Consider the following 15,365-nt stretch of genomic DNA (forward strand, 5'->3'; position numbering starts at 1 on the left):
GCGGGAGGTAAGAATTTGATTTCTTACGAAATTTTATTCTTACATGAGGTATATTACTACACAAGGGGTGAAATTTGCACTTTTACGAGAAAAAAATGAGTGGAAACGGAAAATATTTTGTTTCGTGCAGATTAATAGGTAGTTATTTATGGAGGTGGGTCACTACACACCTCCATATTGATAGCGATTTCATCTTTCCATCATATTGCACAACCGGGCGATTAACTCTGGCGTGGGTAATTTATCTGGGGCTTGATATTGGAAATGGCTCGTGAACAGCACTAGCGTCCCTTTCAGGTTGGTTTCCAACAGCTCGTTGTAGCTTATTCGGTCCATGTGATCTACCAGTCCCGTGATGCGGCACAGCTCACCGCAAGGGAGTGATTCCACGTGCTCGAAGCAGTACCCCATCCAGATGTTGGAGTCCGCCTTTGCCTCTCTACCCCAGAAGCACCATGAGCCTCTATTCTTTACCATGATAAACCGTGGGCGCACCACTTGCTCGATAAAAAGTTGATTCAACCGCAAATTCTCGGCAACTAGCTCAAGACCTTTTGCGTCTTTGCAAAATTTCCATACCATTTGCTGATCCGTTTCCCGGAAATTCAGCAAATCTATGTATGCCACCTCTTTTTTATATTCCTTTGGGAAAAGTTTATCGAAAGCTAAAAAGTAACGGTCTTCCCCGCCTTCCACGATTCCTTGGTAATCATACTCGCACACGAAATTCTCACGAGCCTCATCCCCTTGCCGGAACGACGGGTTCATTCCCGTCACTAAAATCCGGTGCGGCGTTTCTATCTTCGAGTAACAAATACCCCGGTCGAGGATATTGTTTAACTCCTCGGAGGTCATTTGTCCTTGGAATTTCTTCCAAATGTTTAATAATCTTTCTTGTTGCATAGTTATAAGTTTTACGTTGTTAACTCAAAATATAAGCATCCAAAGTTACTAAAAATTGATTTCGGTAATACTTTTTATATGCCACTTTAGGATTTCCTGATAAATGGAACTAGTTCCAATGGGTACTTCAAAATCATATTGTTTCATTCCTGATGGTGGTTCACCAAAAGCATAACGATCGAACGAGAAATTATTGGCATTAGTTCTTTTTATTTTTATTTTGTCAAAAGAATGTCCCACATAATATGGGGTTGAACCGATTGCAGGTCCTTGGTATAGATGTGCAAAAGCATATTTGTCAATAAAGACAAGGTTCGTTCCCAAAATAAGATTATCGAAATAACTATCACGACCAGCCTCAAGTCTATAACTAAATGCTCTTTCCCCGATAACTTCAACTTTGTCTGGAATAATTAAATCACCTGTAAAAAAGTTTCCTTCAAATGCCGTTTCTCCAATATAAACAACACTTTCAGGAATAACAAGATTACCAGTGAAATGTCTACTTGAAAATGCACCATGAGGAATCGTATCCAAATTCGCATTAATTCGCAATGTCCCTCTGTTTTTGAAATAGTCATCTCCATAATGATTAAAAGCCCAATATCCTATTTTTTGAATATTGGCGGGGATAATTAAATCTCCTTTAGCATTTTCGCAATATTGAAAAGTCATAGGGTAGATTTCTTTTATTCCTGTGCCTAATGTTAATTTACCATCAAATCCTGAATAATAAAACGCACGTTCTCCAAGAAATGTTGTTTCGTTAGGGATAGTAATATCCCCTCTTAATTTTTCTGTATGAGCAAATGCACCTGCTCCAATATATTCAACAGAATTAGGAATGATTAGAGAGGTTATTTTACTTTCGGAGAAGGCTCCAATACCAATTTTTTTTACGGTTGGAGGTATATCAATCGTCGTTATTGAACTACAATGAAATGCACTATTCTCAATTTCAATTAGTTTTGATGGTAATATGATTGAAGAAATTGTTGAGCGGTAGTTGATTGCGGAATTGTTGAAAGCATCAGGGGGAATTGTGGCATCCGTTAGCCCACTTAAATCAACATGTTTTAATATGGGTAGGGTATTGATAAAATCGTAATCAGCTTTATTTAAGGAACCGGTAATTGTTATTTCTTCTATCAGATTAATATCTTCGTTAGGTACAAATTGGCTAAGAGTTCCGGGAATTGCCACGTGAAAAACATTTTTTACGATGCCTCTTTGTTGGGTGATTAGTATTGATTCTGAATATTTTTCATGTTTGTCAATTAAACGTATTGTTGCGGAACGTTCTGCTGAGGTCGCATTGAGTTGTGCAATAAAGGAAATAACCTCTCTTCGCATGCTACTTCTGGCGATAGGCGTAGCTACGCTTAACCATGTTTTTGCTTCGTCAGGAATATCTATTGTGTATTCGATATTTGTTGTGAGCTCCACGTCTATTTTACCTCCTTCATATCCCACGTGATAATTTTTTGTTGTTATGCTGATGATTCCTTCAAAAAAATTGATAGAACGTATTATAGTGTGTCCTTTACCATCTGAAATCAAGATCAAGACTTCGCTTTCCAAAACATCGTTGGGAGTTGTGATTATAATTGTACCTCGTGTATGATTTATTAGCTCTACTTTAGCATGGAAACCGTCTTGTGCAATTATCTTAATTGTCGTGTTTTCATCGGAACCGACTAAACTGTAGTCAATAAAGTAAGTTGTATTTGGATGGACGCAAATATCTTCTAGTTCAACAAAATTGATGGCGAGAGGTTTATATTTTGGAATTGAAATTGTTGTTGAATGTCCTGTCAATCTTATATGTAAGTAATCTTCATCTTCTGTAATCTCTTGAAAGAAGGAACTATCACTTTCTCCTGTAGCTTTCCCCAATTGTTGCCAAGTATTTTCATTGTCATACGAAACGTACCAGTATCCCTCCTCTATTTTTAAAACAGGAGTAATCCCTTCTTGCCCTGGTGTGCCATTCTGCCCGGGTTGTCCGTTTTTCCCGTTGGTTCCTTCTGCCTTGATTTTTTGGTTGTAATCATCCAAAAGCCAAGTGCCATTCAGGGTCCAGTAATAGACGCCATCCGTATCTTGTTTTATCCCGATAACAGGAGTCACCCCGTCTTCTCCCTTGTCACCGGTGGCTTGCCCCAGTAGACTCCAGTTTGTCCCGTTGTCAAAGGACACGAACCAGTTTCCAAATTCGATTTTGAATTGTGGGGTGATGCCGGCATCGCCTTGTTGTCCTTGATCTCCTGTCGCCTGTCCCAGATCCTTCCACGTGGAGCCCTTGTCCCATGAAATCATCCATCTGCCATTTTGGATTTTTAAGTCAGGGGTGACACCCGGTAGTCCCGCTTCTCCCTTGTCGCCGGTTGCCTGTCCTGCGTCCTCCCACGTGGAACCGTTGTCCCATGATAGCATCCATCTGCCGTTTTCAATTTTGAATTGTGGGGTAATACCGTTATCCCCTTGCTCTCCTTTTTCTCCAGCTTTCCCGTGGTAGATGGTGATCGGTTTGTTTTTAACGAAAGTGATTGTGTACCCGATCGTGGTGCTTCCCTCTGTGATAGGGGTAACTCCTGTGATGTAATCGTTTTGTTGCAACGCATTGATGATCGTCTGCATGGACGAGATATTGGTGTTCATCTGGGCGCACAACTTTTCAAGAGAGCTTAATCTTCCGTCTAAATCCGCTATTTGTTCGCGTAATTCACTGTCATCGAAATCATCTTTGCATCCTGCAAAAGAAACGCATAGGAGCGAAAGCCATATCAAGTGCCGGCACTTGAAAAAACGAGTAAATAAATTCCACATACAACCATACTTTTGTAACCCTAATTCCCTGAAGGTAAATTATTATAAAAGAAATAGCGTGGGAACTTTCAGTTTATCCATCTTGAGGTATCGCCAAACACCCTTGCAAAAATAAACAGTCACCCCACGCTAAACCATGTATAGTGTAGATAACTATATGGCAAGCATGAGCGTTTGTACCGTTTATCCCTTTGCAAAAAAATTGGCGATTTTCATGATGAGGATAAAACTAAACGCTTTTCATTAAATTGTCATCATTTAGATTGTTCTAAACGACTCACAAATATAAAGAATAATTAGCATTTTACAAACACTCACGGGGGTGACCGCATCACAAATTTACAATAAACGTTAGAATAAAAAGAATTTAGGTTAACCTATTTTGGCTTTGCGAAAGGAGAATATTGAAATTTACTATAGAAGAAAGTGCGAGAGGGGGTGTTAGAGTATATTTTGTGTTATTGAAAAAATGTTATCGAATGTTTAGTAGAAAAAATCTTCTATAGAAAAAAATTTATATAACCGAAGGGTTGCCGAAAAATTGCCGGCAACCCTTCGGTTTTTACATCATTCGCCACGGTCGGGTGGGCAATTGGGAATATCATAGGTTATTAATCTCTTCGATGGTTAGCCCGGTACTTTCCACGATAGTATTAATAGGTATGCCTATTTTTTTTAGATTGCGGGCTACTTCCATAAGACCTTCAACTCTTCCTTCAGCCTTTCCTTCAGCTTTTCCCTCGACCCTTCCTTCTGCTCTTCCTTCCGCTCTTCCCTCAATCAATCCTTCCAGCTTTGCCGTGCCTAAAACATCGTTTTGGATCATGATTGCATCTACATGGCGGTCATAGGCTTCCCGTTCTGCTTTGTCCATATTGTAATATATTAGTTTTTGTCGGGCTTCCGCTAATCCCGGGGCTTGCGTGTCGGGACGGATATGCCCGTTTTTCAGGTAATCGAGCCACTCTTCCAGAGGGGTTACCGCTACCTTGTCAAATTCGTTTAGCCGGATGAGAATATACTCGGGGAATATCTCAGAGGGAAGCCTCCGGGTGATGGTATCTTTCTCTTTCGTTGTGATCTGTAACAAATCTCCGGTGTGTACTCCCACGAATGAATTTTGTCCGTGATAGAGATAGTCGTCCCCCTTGCCAATGTCAAAATAAAGTATACTGATAGAATACACTTTTTTCACTTCTGAGTAAATATGCCCTAGCTCGATGTGCTCGGTAATCGCCTTGGCAACTCCGTAAAGGATACGCTCGAGATAGTATAGTTCGCGGGTAACCTGCACCTCGACAATGATAATCTCGTCCTCGTTGTCGCGAGCCTTGATGTCGACCCGGTTAAACTTGTCATCCTCGTGTCGTTGATTACTCTCGCTCTCGAGAATCTCTATAATGTGGATCTCTTTGTTGAGCAACACGGTTAAAAGCCCTTCGAGTACCCCGAAATTCGCTTTGTTCCTGAGTAGACGTTTGATGGCCCAGTCAAATCGTATGTACCTGTCGTGTAATTCCATAATGCGAACAATTAGTAATCTCACAAAGTTATTATTTTTTTGGAACATTCACGTTAATCGTGATATTATTCTTGTACACTTCTCTTGCCCTTTCGGCTGGCACAAGGGGATGAATTGCCGGACATTTATCCGTCATCTATTGTATTCGGGAATAGATGATGGATAGATGATCAATAGTTGATGGATAGATGTTTGTCGGAAGGGTAAGAGAAGGGAAGGAGAAATATTGAATTTTTCGGCGTGATAACGCATATATATATCTTGAAAAAATGTATCTTTAACAAATTAAAAATGTTGAATATGGAGTGGTTCGTGTTATTCATGCTCATTGCGATAGGTTTTATCCTGTTGATTCTTGAGTTTCTCGTGTTTCCCGGGGTGAATGTAGCCGGGATACTTGGCATCGGTTGTGTGGCGGTAGCGATTTACGTGGCTTATTCTACCATGGGCACTACGGTGGGACATTTTACCTTGCTCGGGACGGCGATTTGCGGGTTCGGGGTGACGTGGTACGCCTTGCGCTCGAAGACATGGAAGCGGATGCAATTGAATAGCCAGATTGATAGTGCCGTGGAAGGTGTCGACGATTCGATTAAAGAAGGTGATGTCGGGGTGGCGCAAGGGCGTTTGGCCCCGATGGGAAAAGTCCGGGTTGGTGACAACGTGGTGGAAGCGGAATCTCGCTCGGGGTACGTGGAGGAGAACCGGGAGGTAGTAGTAGTGAAGGTGTATAAAAATAAGATAATTGTTAAACTAAAAACAGAATAAAGGATGGATAATAGCAGTTTGTTTTTTCTGGTAGCGGTCATCGCGGGTGGATTGTTCTTGCTTTGGATGATTCTCTACTTCATTCCGATCGGGTTGTGGTTTCAGGCGTTGGTGTCCGATGTAAAGGTGTCATTATTGCAACTCGTGTTGATGCGTTGGAGAAAAGTGCCGCCTACTATCATCGTGCGTGCCATGATCGAGGGCAAGAAAGCCGGATTGGAACTTTATCGCGATCTTCTGGAAGCCCATTATCTGGCAGGAGGTCACGTGGCTCAAGTGGTACACGCTTTGGTGTCGGCGTCCAAGGCGAATATTGATTTGACATTCCAGATTGCCACGGCGGTAGACTTGGCTGGTCGTGACGTGTTCGAGGCGGTGCAAATGAGCGTGAACCCGAAAGTGATTAATACTCCTCCCGTTGCCGCTGTGGCAAAGGACGGTATCCAGTTGATCGCTAAAGCGCGGGTTACCGTGCGAGCGAATATCCGCCAGTTGGTCGGGGGTGCCGGGGAGGAAACTATTTTGGCTCGTGTCGGCGAAGGTATCGTGTCGTCTATCGGTTCTGCCGGTTCGCACAAGGAAGTATTGGAGAACCCAGATTCTATATCGAAAGTGGTGTTGAGCAAGGGATTGGATTCCGGTACCGCTTTTGAAATCTTGTCTATTGATATCGCCGATATCGACATCGGTAAGAATATCGGTGCCGAGTTGCAGACAGACCAAGCAGAGGCAGATTTGAAGATTGCCCAAGCGAAGGCAGAGGAACGTCGCGCCATGGCAGTTGCCACCGAACACGAGATGAAGGCTCTGGCACAAGAGATGCGCGCCCGGGTGATCGAGGCGGAAGCCGAAGTGCCGCGCGCTATGGCAGAAGCTTTCCGTAACGGTAATCTCGGTATCATGGATTACTATAAAATGAAGAATATCGAGGCGGACACGAGTATGCGGGAGTCGATCGCTAAGCCGAACGATAAGAAGAATACGCAGAAGTGATATGCATTTTCAAGTTTCTAAAAAAAAGTGCACAATCTCATGACCTTGATTGTGCACTTTTTTGTTATATGCCTAATACAATATTAGCGTCAATATTTAATTTCTTGCTAATTTCACGAGCCACTTTTAAAGTCGGTTCGCTTCGCCCTGTCAAGTAGTCGCTAATTCTTGAGGGACTAACTCCCAATAATTCAGATAATTTTATTTGGTTGAGTCCCATTTCATACATTCTTAATTTGATGATATCTACTAATGAAGGAGATTGTATGGGATAATGTATGTCTTCATATTCCTCTACTAGAGCGGACAATATATCCAATTCTATTAAGTTTTTGTCATCTAAAGGGGTGTTGTCATCAACTAATGGAAGAAGTTCCTCTATTCTTTCCATTGTTGCCCTGTAAGCTAGCTCGTTCTGTATCTTTCCCATAATCAAGTATTTTTAGCGTCTATTCTATCGTATTCGGCATGTGTGCCAATAAAGCGAATTAATACTGTTTTTATTGTGAATTTGATCACTACAATTAGTCTGTAATTATTACCTTTAATGTTGAACACGTAGTGTTGGTTACCTACATTGTCCACGCTATTAAAAGTTTTCTTCATGTCAGCAAAACATGTCCATTCAGCTTTTTTTGTTTTTTGATACCACTCTTCAAGCGCGACTTCGGCTTCTTTATTGTTGGTACAGTATTCTGTTATTTTACTCTTGGCGATTATTCTCATGTTTGCTTTCTTTTCACAAAGGTAATATTATTATTTTGAAAAACAAAATATAATTCTAATTTTCAATATCACGAAAGAAGAAAGAGCCGGGTAAATCTCGTAAGTTGTACCGGGAGGCCATGACTTCGCCGTAGGCTCCGCAGGAGCGGATGGCGATGAGGTCGCCTCGTCGGGTGGCGGGGAGTTCCCGGTCTTTGCCGAAGCAGTCGGAGGATTCGCATATCGGGCCCACGATATCGTATTTTTCGTACGGTTGTATGGAGGTGAGGTTTTCGATGCGATGGAATGCTTGGTAAAGGGCGGGACGCAGGAGGTCGTTCATTCCGGCGTCGAGTATCACGAATTTTTTGTGCTTGCCTTCTTTCACGTAGAGTACGCGGGAAACGAGTGAGCCGCATTGTCCCACGAGAGAGCGTCCCAACTCGAAATGCAGTTGCTGTCCGGGTTGGGCTTCGAAGAAATCGGCGAATGTCTGGAAATAAGAAGCGAAGTCCGGGATTAACCCGCAGGAGGGGCAGTCGTAATTGATACCCAAGCCGCCTCCGAAATTGACGTGGGGGAGGATAATACCCTGTTCTTTCAGACGAGCCTGTATTTCGTTTACCCGCAGGCAAAGTCCTCGGAACACGGTGAGGTCGGTGATTTGGGAACCGATGTGGAAATGTAACCCGATAAGACGGATGTTTTCCAATTCCCGGCAGACGGCGATGGCGTGCTCCAAGTCATAAAGGTAGAAGCCGAATTTGTTTTCTTCTATTCCCGTGGTGATGTAATGGTGCGTGTGGGCGTCCACGTTCGGGTTGACGCGAAGGGCGATAGATGCTTTTTTACCGAGTTCCCCGGCGAGCGTGTTGATTACCTCTATTTCCGGCAGTGATTCGCAGTTAAAGCAGAATATGTCTTTTCCCAGCGCGAGTCGGATTTCGTCATCACTTTTGCCTACTCCGGCATACACGATCCGGTTGGGGTGGAAGCCGTATTCGACGGCTCGAGCAACTTCGTTGCCGCTGACACAATCGGCTCCTATTCCATAATCTTGGATGATTTCAAGTATTCTAGGGTTAGCATTGGCTTTCACGGCATAGTGTAAATGGAAACCGTGGCGGTTGGCCTCTTGTGTCGCGGATTGGAGGGTTGCCCGCAAAAGTGCGGTGTCGTAATAATAGAATGGTGTTTTTAAAGATTGAAATGTTTTGACGGTTTCTATATTCATTTTCAATTAGGTTTATAAGGTTTGTAAAGTTTATAAGGTTTATAAGGTTTATTTTGTTGTCATATATTATACTTTATGAACCTTACGAACTTTATAAACTTTATGAACTCAATTAAATAATCTCTCGCTAAGGTCTTGTAAAGCACGTTGTTTGTCTTCCTGTTTAACGAGCAGGGAGATGCTGTGTTCGCTTGCCCCGTAGGAGATCATGTGTAACGGGATGTCTTGCAGAGCGGTGAGGGCTTGGGCGGCGAGGCCGTTGTTGTTGATGGAGCAGTCACCGACGATGCAGATGATGGACAGGTTTTCTTCTACCTCGATTGTCCCGTATTTGGTCAAATCTTTTTTGATATCTTCCAGATGGCAGGTATTGTCGATGGTTAGCGAGATGGCTACTTCGGAGGTAGCTATCATGTCAATCGGTGTTTTCCATGACTCGAATATCTCGAATACTTTGCGAACGAAGCCGTATGCCAGAAGCATGTTGCTGGATTTTACCTTGATAGCGGTAATCCCGTCTTTGGCGGCGACAGCCTTGAAGTTTCGTACCGGACTTTCTTTGGTGATCAGGGTTCCCTCGTCACCGGGGTTCATTGTGTTTTTCATGCGGACGGGGATGTTTGCCCTTTTTGCCGGTTGTATACTTGACGGGTGCAGGATTTTTGCCCCGAAGTACGCCAATTCCGCCGCTTCGTCGAAAGAGAGGCTCCGGAGTGGTTGGGTGTTTTTCACGTAACGGGGATCGTTGTTGTGTACACCGTCGATGTCTGTCCATATCTGTATCTCGCCGGCATTGACGGCAGCCCCGATCAAGGCGGCGGAGTAGTCACTGCCTCCTCTTTTTAAATTATCGATTTCCCCGTAGGCGTTGCGACAGATGAATCCTTGGGTGATGATGATGCGTTCGGTGGTCGGGTTGGAAAGCAGGCGCTTCAAGTTTTGTTCGATGTAGAAATAATCCGGCTCGCAATCCTTGTCGATACGCATGAAGTCGAGGGCGGAGAGTAATGTCGAGGGGATGCCTTGTTCTTGCAGGTAGTAGTGCATGAGGGTGGTGGAGATGATTTCTCCCTGTGCCACGACGGCTTTCTCTTGCAGGGGATAAAAGTCTTTATTAATAAAGGAACGGAGATAGGTGAAGATGGTTTGCACGAATTCCTGTCCCTTGTGCTTGTAATCCTCCGTGTCGTAGAGTTCGCTAATGGTCATCAGGTAATCGAGTTCCAGATTCTGTATCGCGGTCAGGGCTTCCTGACGATCGTTCCGGTAGAGGTTGTTCGTGATGTCAACCAGCGTGTTGGTGGTTCCCGACATGGCGGAGAGTACCACGATTTTGGGTTGCTCGTCCGAGATGAGTTGTGCCACTTCTTTGATTCGCGGAGCGCTACCGACAGAGGTGCCTCCAAATTTCAGTACATTCATAATGTTTTATTTTTGTTTTATCCGTTCATTTTTTTCGCATGAAAAAAGCCCGTGTAATCACACAGGCTTCTTCGTCAGTTTTTTTCACAACAGTACGTTAGCCTGCAAAGAGCCTTTGCATGCACATCATCATATGTTTATATTTGTTTGTATTTTGAGTCATCATACTACTTTTGTGTTTTCACGATGCAAATATTGCATATAGAATTTGAAAAAACAAGACCTTGTTAAAATATTAACGATTGGGGAAACGGCATTCATTTTTTTAACGCCGTATCCTCAAGTGGTTTTGCCACGTTGCAGAGTTACAGGTTATGGAAGATAACAGCCGTCCAGTTGTCTTTTATCTTGTGGGATTGATATTTGAGTCCCAGACTTTCAGCTTTGTCCCGGATCATGGGGATATCTTCCGTGTAGAATCCGCTCATGATGAGGTAACCGTTCGGGTTCAATACATTCACGTAGGCGTGCATGTCGTTGAGCAGGATGTTGCGGTTGATGTTGGCAAGGATGATGTCGTAACGTTCTTTGCCGTCCAATAGAGCGGCGTCACCGATCAGTACACGGATGTTTTGCACGTTGTTGGTGGCGATGTTCTCCATGGCATTGTTATAAGCCCACTCGTCGATGTCGATTCCGGTGAGGGTGGTCGCCCCGGCTTGTGCCGCCATAATAGACAGGATTCCCGTGCCGCACCCCATGTCGAGTACTTTTTTCCCCTTGAATTCGGGTTTCATGTCAAGTATGTTTTCCAGCATCAGTGCCGTGGTGGCGTGGTGTCCGGTACCGAAACTCATTTTCGGGTCGATGATGATTTCGTGTTCGATGTTATCAATCGAGGGGTGGAAACCCGCCCGCACCAGAATACGATCTTGAACGAGTATGGGGGTGAAGTTTTCTTCCCATATTTTGTTCCAGTCTTGGTTCTCGATTTCGGCTTTCTCCCATGTAATGGTGTACAGAGAGCGGAAGAAAGAGAGGATTTCCATTTCTTCAACTTGTTCCGGCTTGAAATCTTTTGATGGGATGTAGGCTTTGAAACCGTCGTCCGTGTACGAGAAACTGTCGTAACCGAGGTTGCCTAATTCGGCGATGAGTGCATCGGCAATGTCCTCCACGTGGGGAGTGATATGGAAAGTAAGTTCTGTATAAAACATGCTATCTGATTTTTTTGCAAATGTAGCAAAAAATAGTCAAAAGTCCGTAAGGTCCATAAAGTCTATAAGGTTGCAAAGTCATGGTGCCCTCCGGACGATTTCACCGACAGTTCTGTTATCGTGAACAAAACGCCCCGTGGGGGCAATGGACTTTTGACCTTATGGATCTTATAGGCTTTACGGACTTATTTGCTCTTCACATGAGTTTCTCCAGTTTATTCAACGATTGAGCGATCTCCTGATCTGAAAGTTCGAAATTTTGCAAGTTACCTCCAAGGTATTGCTCGTAAGCGAATAAATCGATCATTCCGTGTCCGGATAGGTTGAAAAGGATTGTTTTAGCTTTCCCTTCTTCCTTGGCGATTTTTGCTTCGCGAATAGCTTGGGCGATGGCATGGGTGGATTCCGGTGCGGGAATGATGCCTTCGGTTTTAGCGAACAGGATTCCTGCCTCGAATGTTTCCAGTTGGGGTATCGCGACGGCTTCCATGAGTTGATCTTTCAATAATTGACTGACCAGAACTCCCGCGCCGTGATAACGCAGGCCACCCGCGTGAATACTTGCCGGCTGGAAGTCGTGTCCCAGCGTGTACATGGGGAGTAATGGCGTGAGACCGACGGTGTCGCCGAAGTCATACTGGAATTTTCCGCGAGTGAGTTTCGGGCAGGATTGAGGTTCCACGGCGATAACCCGGGTGTGTTTGCCTTCTTTCAAGTTGCGACGGATAAAGGGAAAACTGATTCCGGCGAAGTTAGAGCCGCCGCCAAAGCAACCGATCACGATATCCGGTTCATCTCCCGCTTTCTCCATTTGTAACAGTGCTTCCTCTCCGATGATTGTCTGGTGTAACAACACGTGGTTCAACACGCTTCCGAGGGAGTAATTCGTCAGCGGGTCTTGTGCGGCTAATTCAACGGCTTCGGAAATGGCTATTCCCAAGCTGCCGGGGGAATCGGGAAATTCACTCAATATCTTTCTTCCGGCTGCCGTCAGTTCGCTCGGGGAGGGGATCACGTCGGAACCCCACGTGTTCATCATGAGTTTGCGGTAGGGTTTCTGGTTGTAGCTGACCTTGACCATGAAGACTTTCAGATCCAGACCGAAATGCTGGCAGGCAAAACTGAGTGCCGTACCCCATTGTCCGCCACCGGTTTCCGTGGTGATTCGTTTGATTCCCTGTTTATAATTGTAATAGGCTTGAGCGATTGCCGTGTTCGGTTTGTGTGAACCGGCAGGACTCGTTCCCTCGTTTTTGAAATAGATTTTTGCCGGGGTGTCGAGAGCTTTTTCCAACGCGTAAGCCCGCACGAGAGGGGTTGATCTCCAGATTTTGTACAAGTCTTGTACTTCGTCGGGGATCTCGATATACCGTTCCGTGGAAAATTCTTGTTTTGCCAGTTCTTCGGCAAACAGCGGGTAAAGGTCTTCCGGCTTCAACGGTTGTTTCGTGCCCGGGTGAAGCGGGGGGAGAGGTTTGTTCGGCATATCGGCCGCGATGTTATACCATGTTGTCGGCATTTCTTGCTCCGTGAGCAGGATTTTCTTGATCTGTTTCATGTTTTCTGATTTTAATAGTGAATAAAAAAGAAGAGAGCCTATTGCTAGTAAACAATAGGCTCTCTCTATATCTTCAATTATGCAATACAATCACATAACCTCATTGTTTACTATGAAGTTTAAAGAGGTGCCACCACCAAGTAAGGGCTATGTGTTGATTGTATATCATAATCTTTCTTTCTCTTTGTTCGGTGCAAAACTAGGCATTGATTTTCTTTTTTCCAAATTCAAAGTAAAAAATAATGTTGTCAGGTATTAATTCTTTCACGAAAATAACGCTTCACTATTGCCGTTTATGGAATTAATTGCTTACATTTGCAGCATCCCACTCGAATTAAGATAAATGAACGTGTATTGCACAGAAGAGATTGCCTCCGGTGTGCTATGCACGTTTTATTAAATTCGGAGTGGGATCTTAGTTTAATAAGAAGCCGGAGGCATTTCTTTTGTTAGTTTAAACGATGCAAGTAAGATATTGTTATGTTTTCCGTAACAATTTTTGAAAATTCTAAATTTGTCAAGGTGGGGCCGTGATGGTTACCCACCTTATTTTTGTAACATATTGTCAATTATGCTCGTAGTATTTATTATTGTATTCTAGCTAAACTAAAATTAATTATGATGAGAACTTTTGGAAGAATTGAATGGATTTGCATGGTGACTATTGTTGCCGGATTGGCATTGGCTTCTTGCGGGAATAGCCAGAAGAGTAAGGTACAATCGGGTAATCAAGCCCAGCAACCGGCAGGCGCTGTCATCGAGGAGTCGGAGGTAGTCGTGGAGGTGGATAGTATTGCACCTGATTCTACCGCGGTGAAAGTGAAAAAGTAAAGGAGGGGGGCGAAACACCCCCTCTCGTCCATAAGGTCTGAAAGTCCATAATGTCGTAAGGTCAAATGTATCGAAAGAATTGATTTATATCATTATGTTATAAATCATGGACTTTACAGACTTTAGGAGCCGAAGGCTCGACTTTATGGACATTACAGACTGGAGGTGTGTCAAAACACACCTCCTTTATAGTATCATTTGTGGCATAAATTCGAAACTGTTGTATTTGGGACGTAGTCTGTCCGTGTTGTAGAATTTCTGGACATCCACGAGTTTCTTGCTGCTGGTCACGATTTCGATGGGAGCGTTGTCATAGCGTCCGTTACGCAGGATAACCAGTCGCCCGTGCAATCCTTTATTTATCAAGTCAAGTGCAAGGTTACCGTATGCCATGGGAACGATGGAATCAAGCGCGTCCGGATCTCCACAGCGTACAAGATAACCTAGTTTTTGGGTTATAGTGTTGATCACTTGCCCGTGATTGAATTGCGGGGTAAGTTCCTTGAGTTGTTCGGAAATCATGTTCCCGATGCCTCCCAGCTTCTTGTGCCCGAACATATCTGTTTCTTCGCTTTGGAATATCATGTTCCCGCCGCAGAAGGTAGCCCCTTCCGACACGAGGACTACCGAGTATTTGCTTGGGTTCGTGAAACGGTCTTCACAAAGTAATTCGGTTAGGCGCTCGATATTGAATTCGTATTCCGGGATCACGCAACGATTGGCCGCACCTGCCAGCGTGGGTAGCATGGCGGTGAAACCGGCATAACGCCCGAATACTTCCAGCACGAGAATACGTTCGTGTGATCCGGCAGAAGTGCGCAAGTCATGCGTGAGTGAAATCGTTCTGGTGATGCAAGTGCTGAAACCGATACAATAATCGGTTCCCGGTACGTCATTGTCCATTGTCTTGGGAATGGCGACCACCTTGACACTTTCTTTGCTCAGACGGACGGCGTAACTCAGTGTGTCGTCGCCCCCGATCGGTATCAGGTAATCTATCCCCATAAATTCGAGATTTTTCAGAACCTCCGGGGTTAAATCATTGATATCGTCCGAGTATTGTTCTTGCAGGTGTTTCGGCACGTTAGCCCTCGGAACGTGTGAAGCCCGCGTGCGTGACGTGTGAAGAAATGTACCTCCCGTGCGCCCTGCTTTGTTCACGATTTCTTCGGTTAACTCGAAGAAATTGTTGGAGTTATCGTATTCCGGGTCCCGCACGATGTCTATCAGACCACCCCAACCTCTTCGTATCCCGATCACTTTATACCCTTCGCGTAAGGCTCTGATGGTTACCGCCCGTATAGCGGGGTTCAAGCCGGGAACATCGCCTCCTCCGGTGAGTATTCCTATGATTCCTCTTGTTTTTTGTGGTACCATAATTGTAGTAGCTTTATGTTAGTAAAATCGAACTAATATACATGAATTAATTTAATTAATACGTTA

At 44.2% G+C, this 15,365-nt stretch carries 13 protein-coding genes; 3 read left to right on the forward strand and 10 right to left on the reverse strand.

The features are described from left to right. Positions 1 to 189: 189 nt before the first annotated feature. The 3 genes from L0M98_RS14375 to L0M98_RS14385 all read right to left on the reverse strand — a co-directional run bounded on the left by L0M98_RS14375 (position 190) and on the right by L0M98_RS14385 (position 5,254). A complete protein-coding gene (locus L0M98_RS14375) occupies positions 190 to 903 on the reverse strand; it encodes a hypothetical protein (RefSeq protein ID WP_227216809.1) in 714 nt (237 codons plus the stop codon). Positions 904 to 951: 48 nt separating this feature from the next. Next, positions 952 to 3,732, reverse strand: a complete 2,781-nt coding sequence (locus L0M98_RS14380) for a leucine-rich repeat protein (protein ID WP_227216808.1) — start codon at positions 3,730 to 3,732, stop codon at positions 952 to 954. A 601-nt stretch (positions 3,733 to 4,333) separates the two neighbouring features. Further along, a complete protein-coding gene (locus L0M98_RS14385; protein ID WP_227216822.1) occupies positions 4,334 to 5,254 on the reverse strand; it encodes an Rpn family recombination-promoting nuclease/putative transposase in 921 nt (306 codons plus the stop codon). A 240-nt stretch (positions 5,255 to 5,494) separates the two neighbouring features. Here L0M98_RS14385 and L0M98_RS14390 point away from each other — a divergent pair, with 240 nt between their 5' ends. Then, positions 5,495 to 6,022: a hypothetical protein gene (locus L0M98_RS14390; RefSeq protein ID WP_441301366.1), complete on the forward strand. Its 528-nt coding sequence runs from the start codon at positions 5,495 to 5,497 to the stop codon at positions 6,020 to 6,022. Between the two features lie 3 nt (positions 6,023 to 6,025). Continuing rightward, complete coding sequence (floA, locus tag L0M98_RS14395) at positions 6,026 to 7,015, forward strand: flotillin-like protein FloA (protein WP_099294405.1); 990 nt, start codon at positions 6,026 to 6,028, stop codon at positions 7,013 to 7,015. Positions 7,016 to 7,079: 64 nt separating this feature from the next. Here the strand turns inward: floA and L0M98_RS14400 are convergent, their stop codons facing one another. The 6 genes from L0M98_RS14400 to L0M98_RS14425 all read right to left on the reverse strand — a co-directional run bounded on the left by L0M98_RS14400 (position 7,080) and on the right by L0M98_RS14425 (position 13,091). Then, positions 7,080 to 7,445 carry a helix-turn-helix domain-containing protein gene (locus L0M98_RS14400; RefSeq protein ID WP_227216806.1) on the reverse strand — a complete coding sequence of 122 codons (366 nt, stop codon included), beginning with the start codon at positions 7,443 to 7,445 and terminating at the stop codon, positions 7,080 to 7,082. Between the two features lie 2 nt (positions 7,446 to 7,447). After that, a complete protein-coding gene (locus L0M98_RS14405) occupies positions 7,448 to 7,741 on the reverse strand; it encodes a type II toxin-antitoxin system HigB family toxin (RefSeq protein WP_227216805.1) in 294 nt (97 codons plus the stop codon). 55 nt (positions 7,742 to 7,796) lie between these two features. Then, positions 7,797 to 8,954, reverse strand: a complete 1,158-nt coding sequence (gene lysA / locus L0M98_RS14410; RefSeq protein ID WP_227216804.1) for a diaminopimelate decarboxylase — start codon at positions 8,952 to 8,954, stop codon at positions 7,797 to 7,799. A 108-nt stretch (positions 8,955 to 9,062) separates the two neighbouring features. Next, positions 9,063 to 10,376 carry an aspartate kinase gene (locus tag L0M98_RS14415; RefSeq protein WP_227216803.1) on the reverse strand — a complete coding sequence of 438 codons (1,314 nt, stop codon included), beginning with the start codon at positions 10,374 to 10,376 and terminating at the stop codon, positions 9,063 to 9,065. Between the two features lie 305 nt (positions 10,377 to 10,681). Beyond that, entirely contained in the window at positions 10,682 to 11,533 is an 852-nt protein-coding gene (gene prmA / locus L0M98_RS14420; protein ID WP_099294395.1) for a 50S ribosomal protein L11 methyltransferase, read from the reverse strand. Between the two features lie 196 nt (positions 11,534 to 11,729). Next, a complete protein-coding gene (locus L0M98_RS14425; RefSeq protein WP_099294393.1) occupies positions 11,730 to 13,091 on the reverse strand; it encodes a TrpB-like pyridoxal phosphate-dependent enzyme in 1,362 nt (453 codons plus the stop codon). Between the two features lie 618 nt (positions 13,092 to 13,709). On the opposite strand from L0M98_RS14425, the gene L0M98_RS14430 reads away from it, so the two are divergent. After that, positions 13,710 to 13,922 (forward strand): hypothetical protein, encoded by a 213-nt coding sequence (locus L0M98_RS14430; RefSeq protein ID WP_227216802.1) that lies wholly within the window; start codon positions 13,710 to 13,712, stop codon positions 13,920 to 13,922. 186 nt (positions 13,923 to 14,108) lie between these two features. Here L0M98_RS14430 and L0M98_RS14435 read toward each other — a convergent pair whose 3' ends face one another. Continuing rightward, a complete protein-coding gene (locus L0M98_RS14435; protein WP_227216801.1) occupies positions 14,109 to 15,299 on the reverse strand; it encodes a 6-phosphofructokinase in 1,191 nt (396 codons plus the stop codon). Positions 15,300 to 15,365 lie beyond the last annotated feature (66 nt).

It is taken from the genome of Butyricimonas sp. DFI.6.44 (assembly GCF_022132345.1).
In the GTDB taxonomy this organism is placed as follows: domain Bacteria; phylum Bacteroidota; class Bacteroidia; order Bacteroidales; family Marinifilaceae; genus Butyricimonas; species Butyricimonas muris.

What these genes read in the sequence shown, in the direction of transcription:
- L0M98_RS14425 (WP_099294393.1), bottom strand. Translation starts at nt 13,091, where the DNA reads ATGAAACAGATCAAGAAAATCCTGCTCACGGAGCAAGAAATGCCGACA.
- lysA (WP_227216804.1), bottom strand. Translation starts at nt 8,954, where the DNA reads ATGAATATAGAAACCGTCAAAACATTTCAATCTTTAAAAACACCATTC.
- L0M98_RS14400 (WP_227216806.1), bottom strand. Translation starts at nt 7,445, where the DNA reads ATGGGAAAGATACAGAACGAGCTAGCTTACAGGGCAACAATGGAAAGA.
- L0M98_RS14385 (WP_227216822.1), bottom strand. Translation starts at nt 5,254, where the DNA reads ATGGAATTACACGACAGGTACATACGATTTGACTGGGCCATCAAACGT.
- L0M98_RS14415 (WP_227216803.1), bottom strand. Translation starts at nt 10,376, where the DNA reads ATGAATGTACTGAAATTTGGAGGCACCTCTGTCGGTAGCGCTCCGCGA.
- L0M98_RS14435 (WP_227216801.1), bottom strand. Translation starts at nt 15,299, where the DNA reads ATGGTACCACAAAAAACAAGAGGAATCATAGGAATACTCACCGGAGGA.
- L0M98_RS14405 (WP_227216805.1), bottom strand. Translation starts at nt 7,741, where the DNA reads ATGAGAATAATCGCCAAGAGTAAAATAACAGAATACTGTACCAACAAT.
- floA (WP_099294405.1), top strand. Translation starts at nt 6,026, where the DNA reads ATGGATAATAGCAGTTTGTTTTTTCTGGTAGCGGTCATCGCGGGTGGA.
- L0M98_RS14380 (WP_227216808.1), bottom strand. Translation starts at nt 3,732, where the DNA reads ATGTGGAATTTATTTACTCGTTTTTTCAAGTGCCGGCACTTGATATGG.
- prmA (WP_099294395.1), bottom strand. Translation starts at nt 11,533, where the DNA reads ATGTTTTATACAGAACTTACTTTCCATATCACTCCCCACGTGGAGGAC.
- L0M98_RS14375 (WP_227216809.1), bottom strand. Translation starts at nt 903, where the DNA reads ATGCAACAAGAAAGATTATTAAACATTTGGAAGAAATTCCAAGGACAA.
- L0M98_RS14430 (WP_227216802.1), top strand. Translation starts at nt 13,710, where the DNA reads ATGATGAGAACTTTTGGAAGAATTGAATGGATTTGCATGGTGACTATT.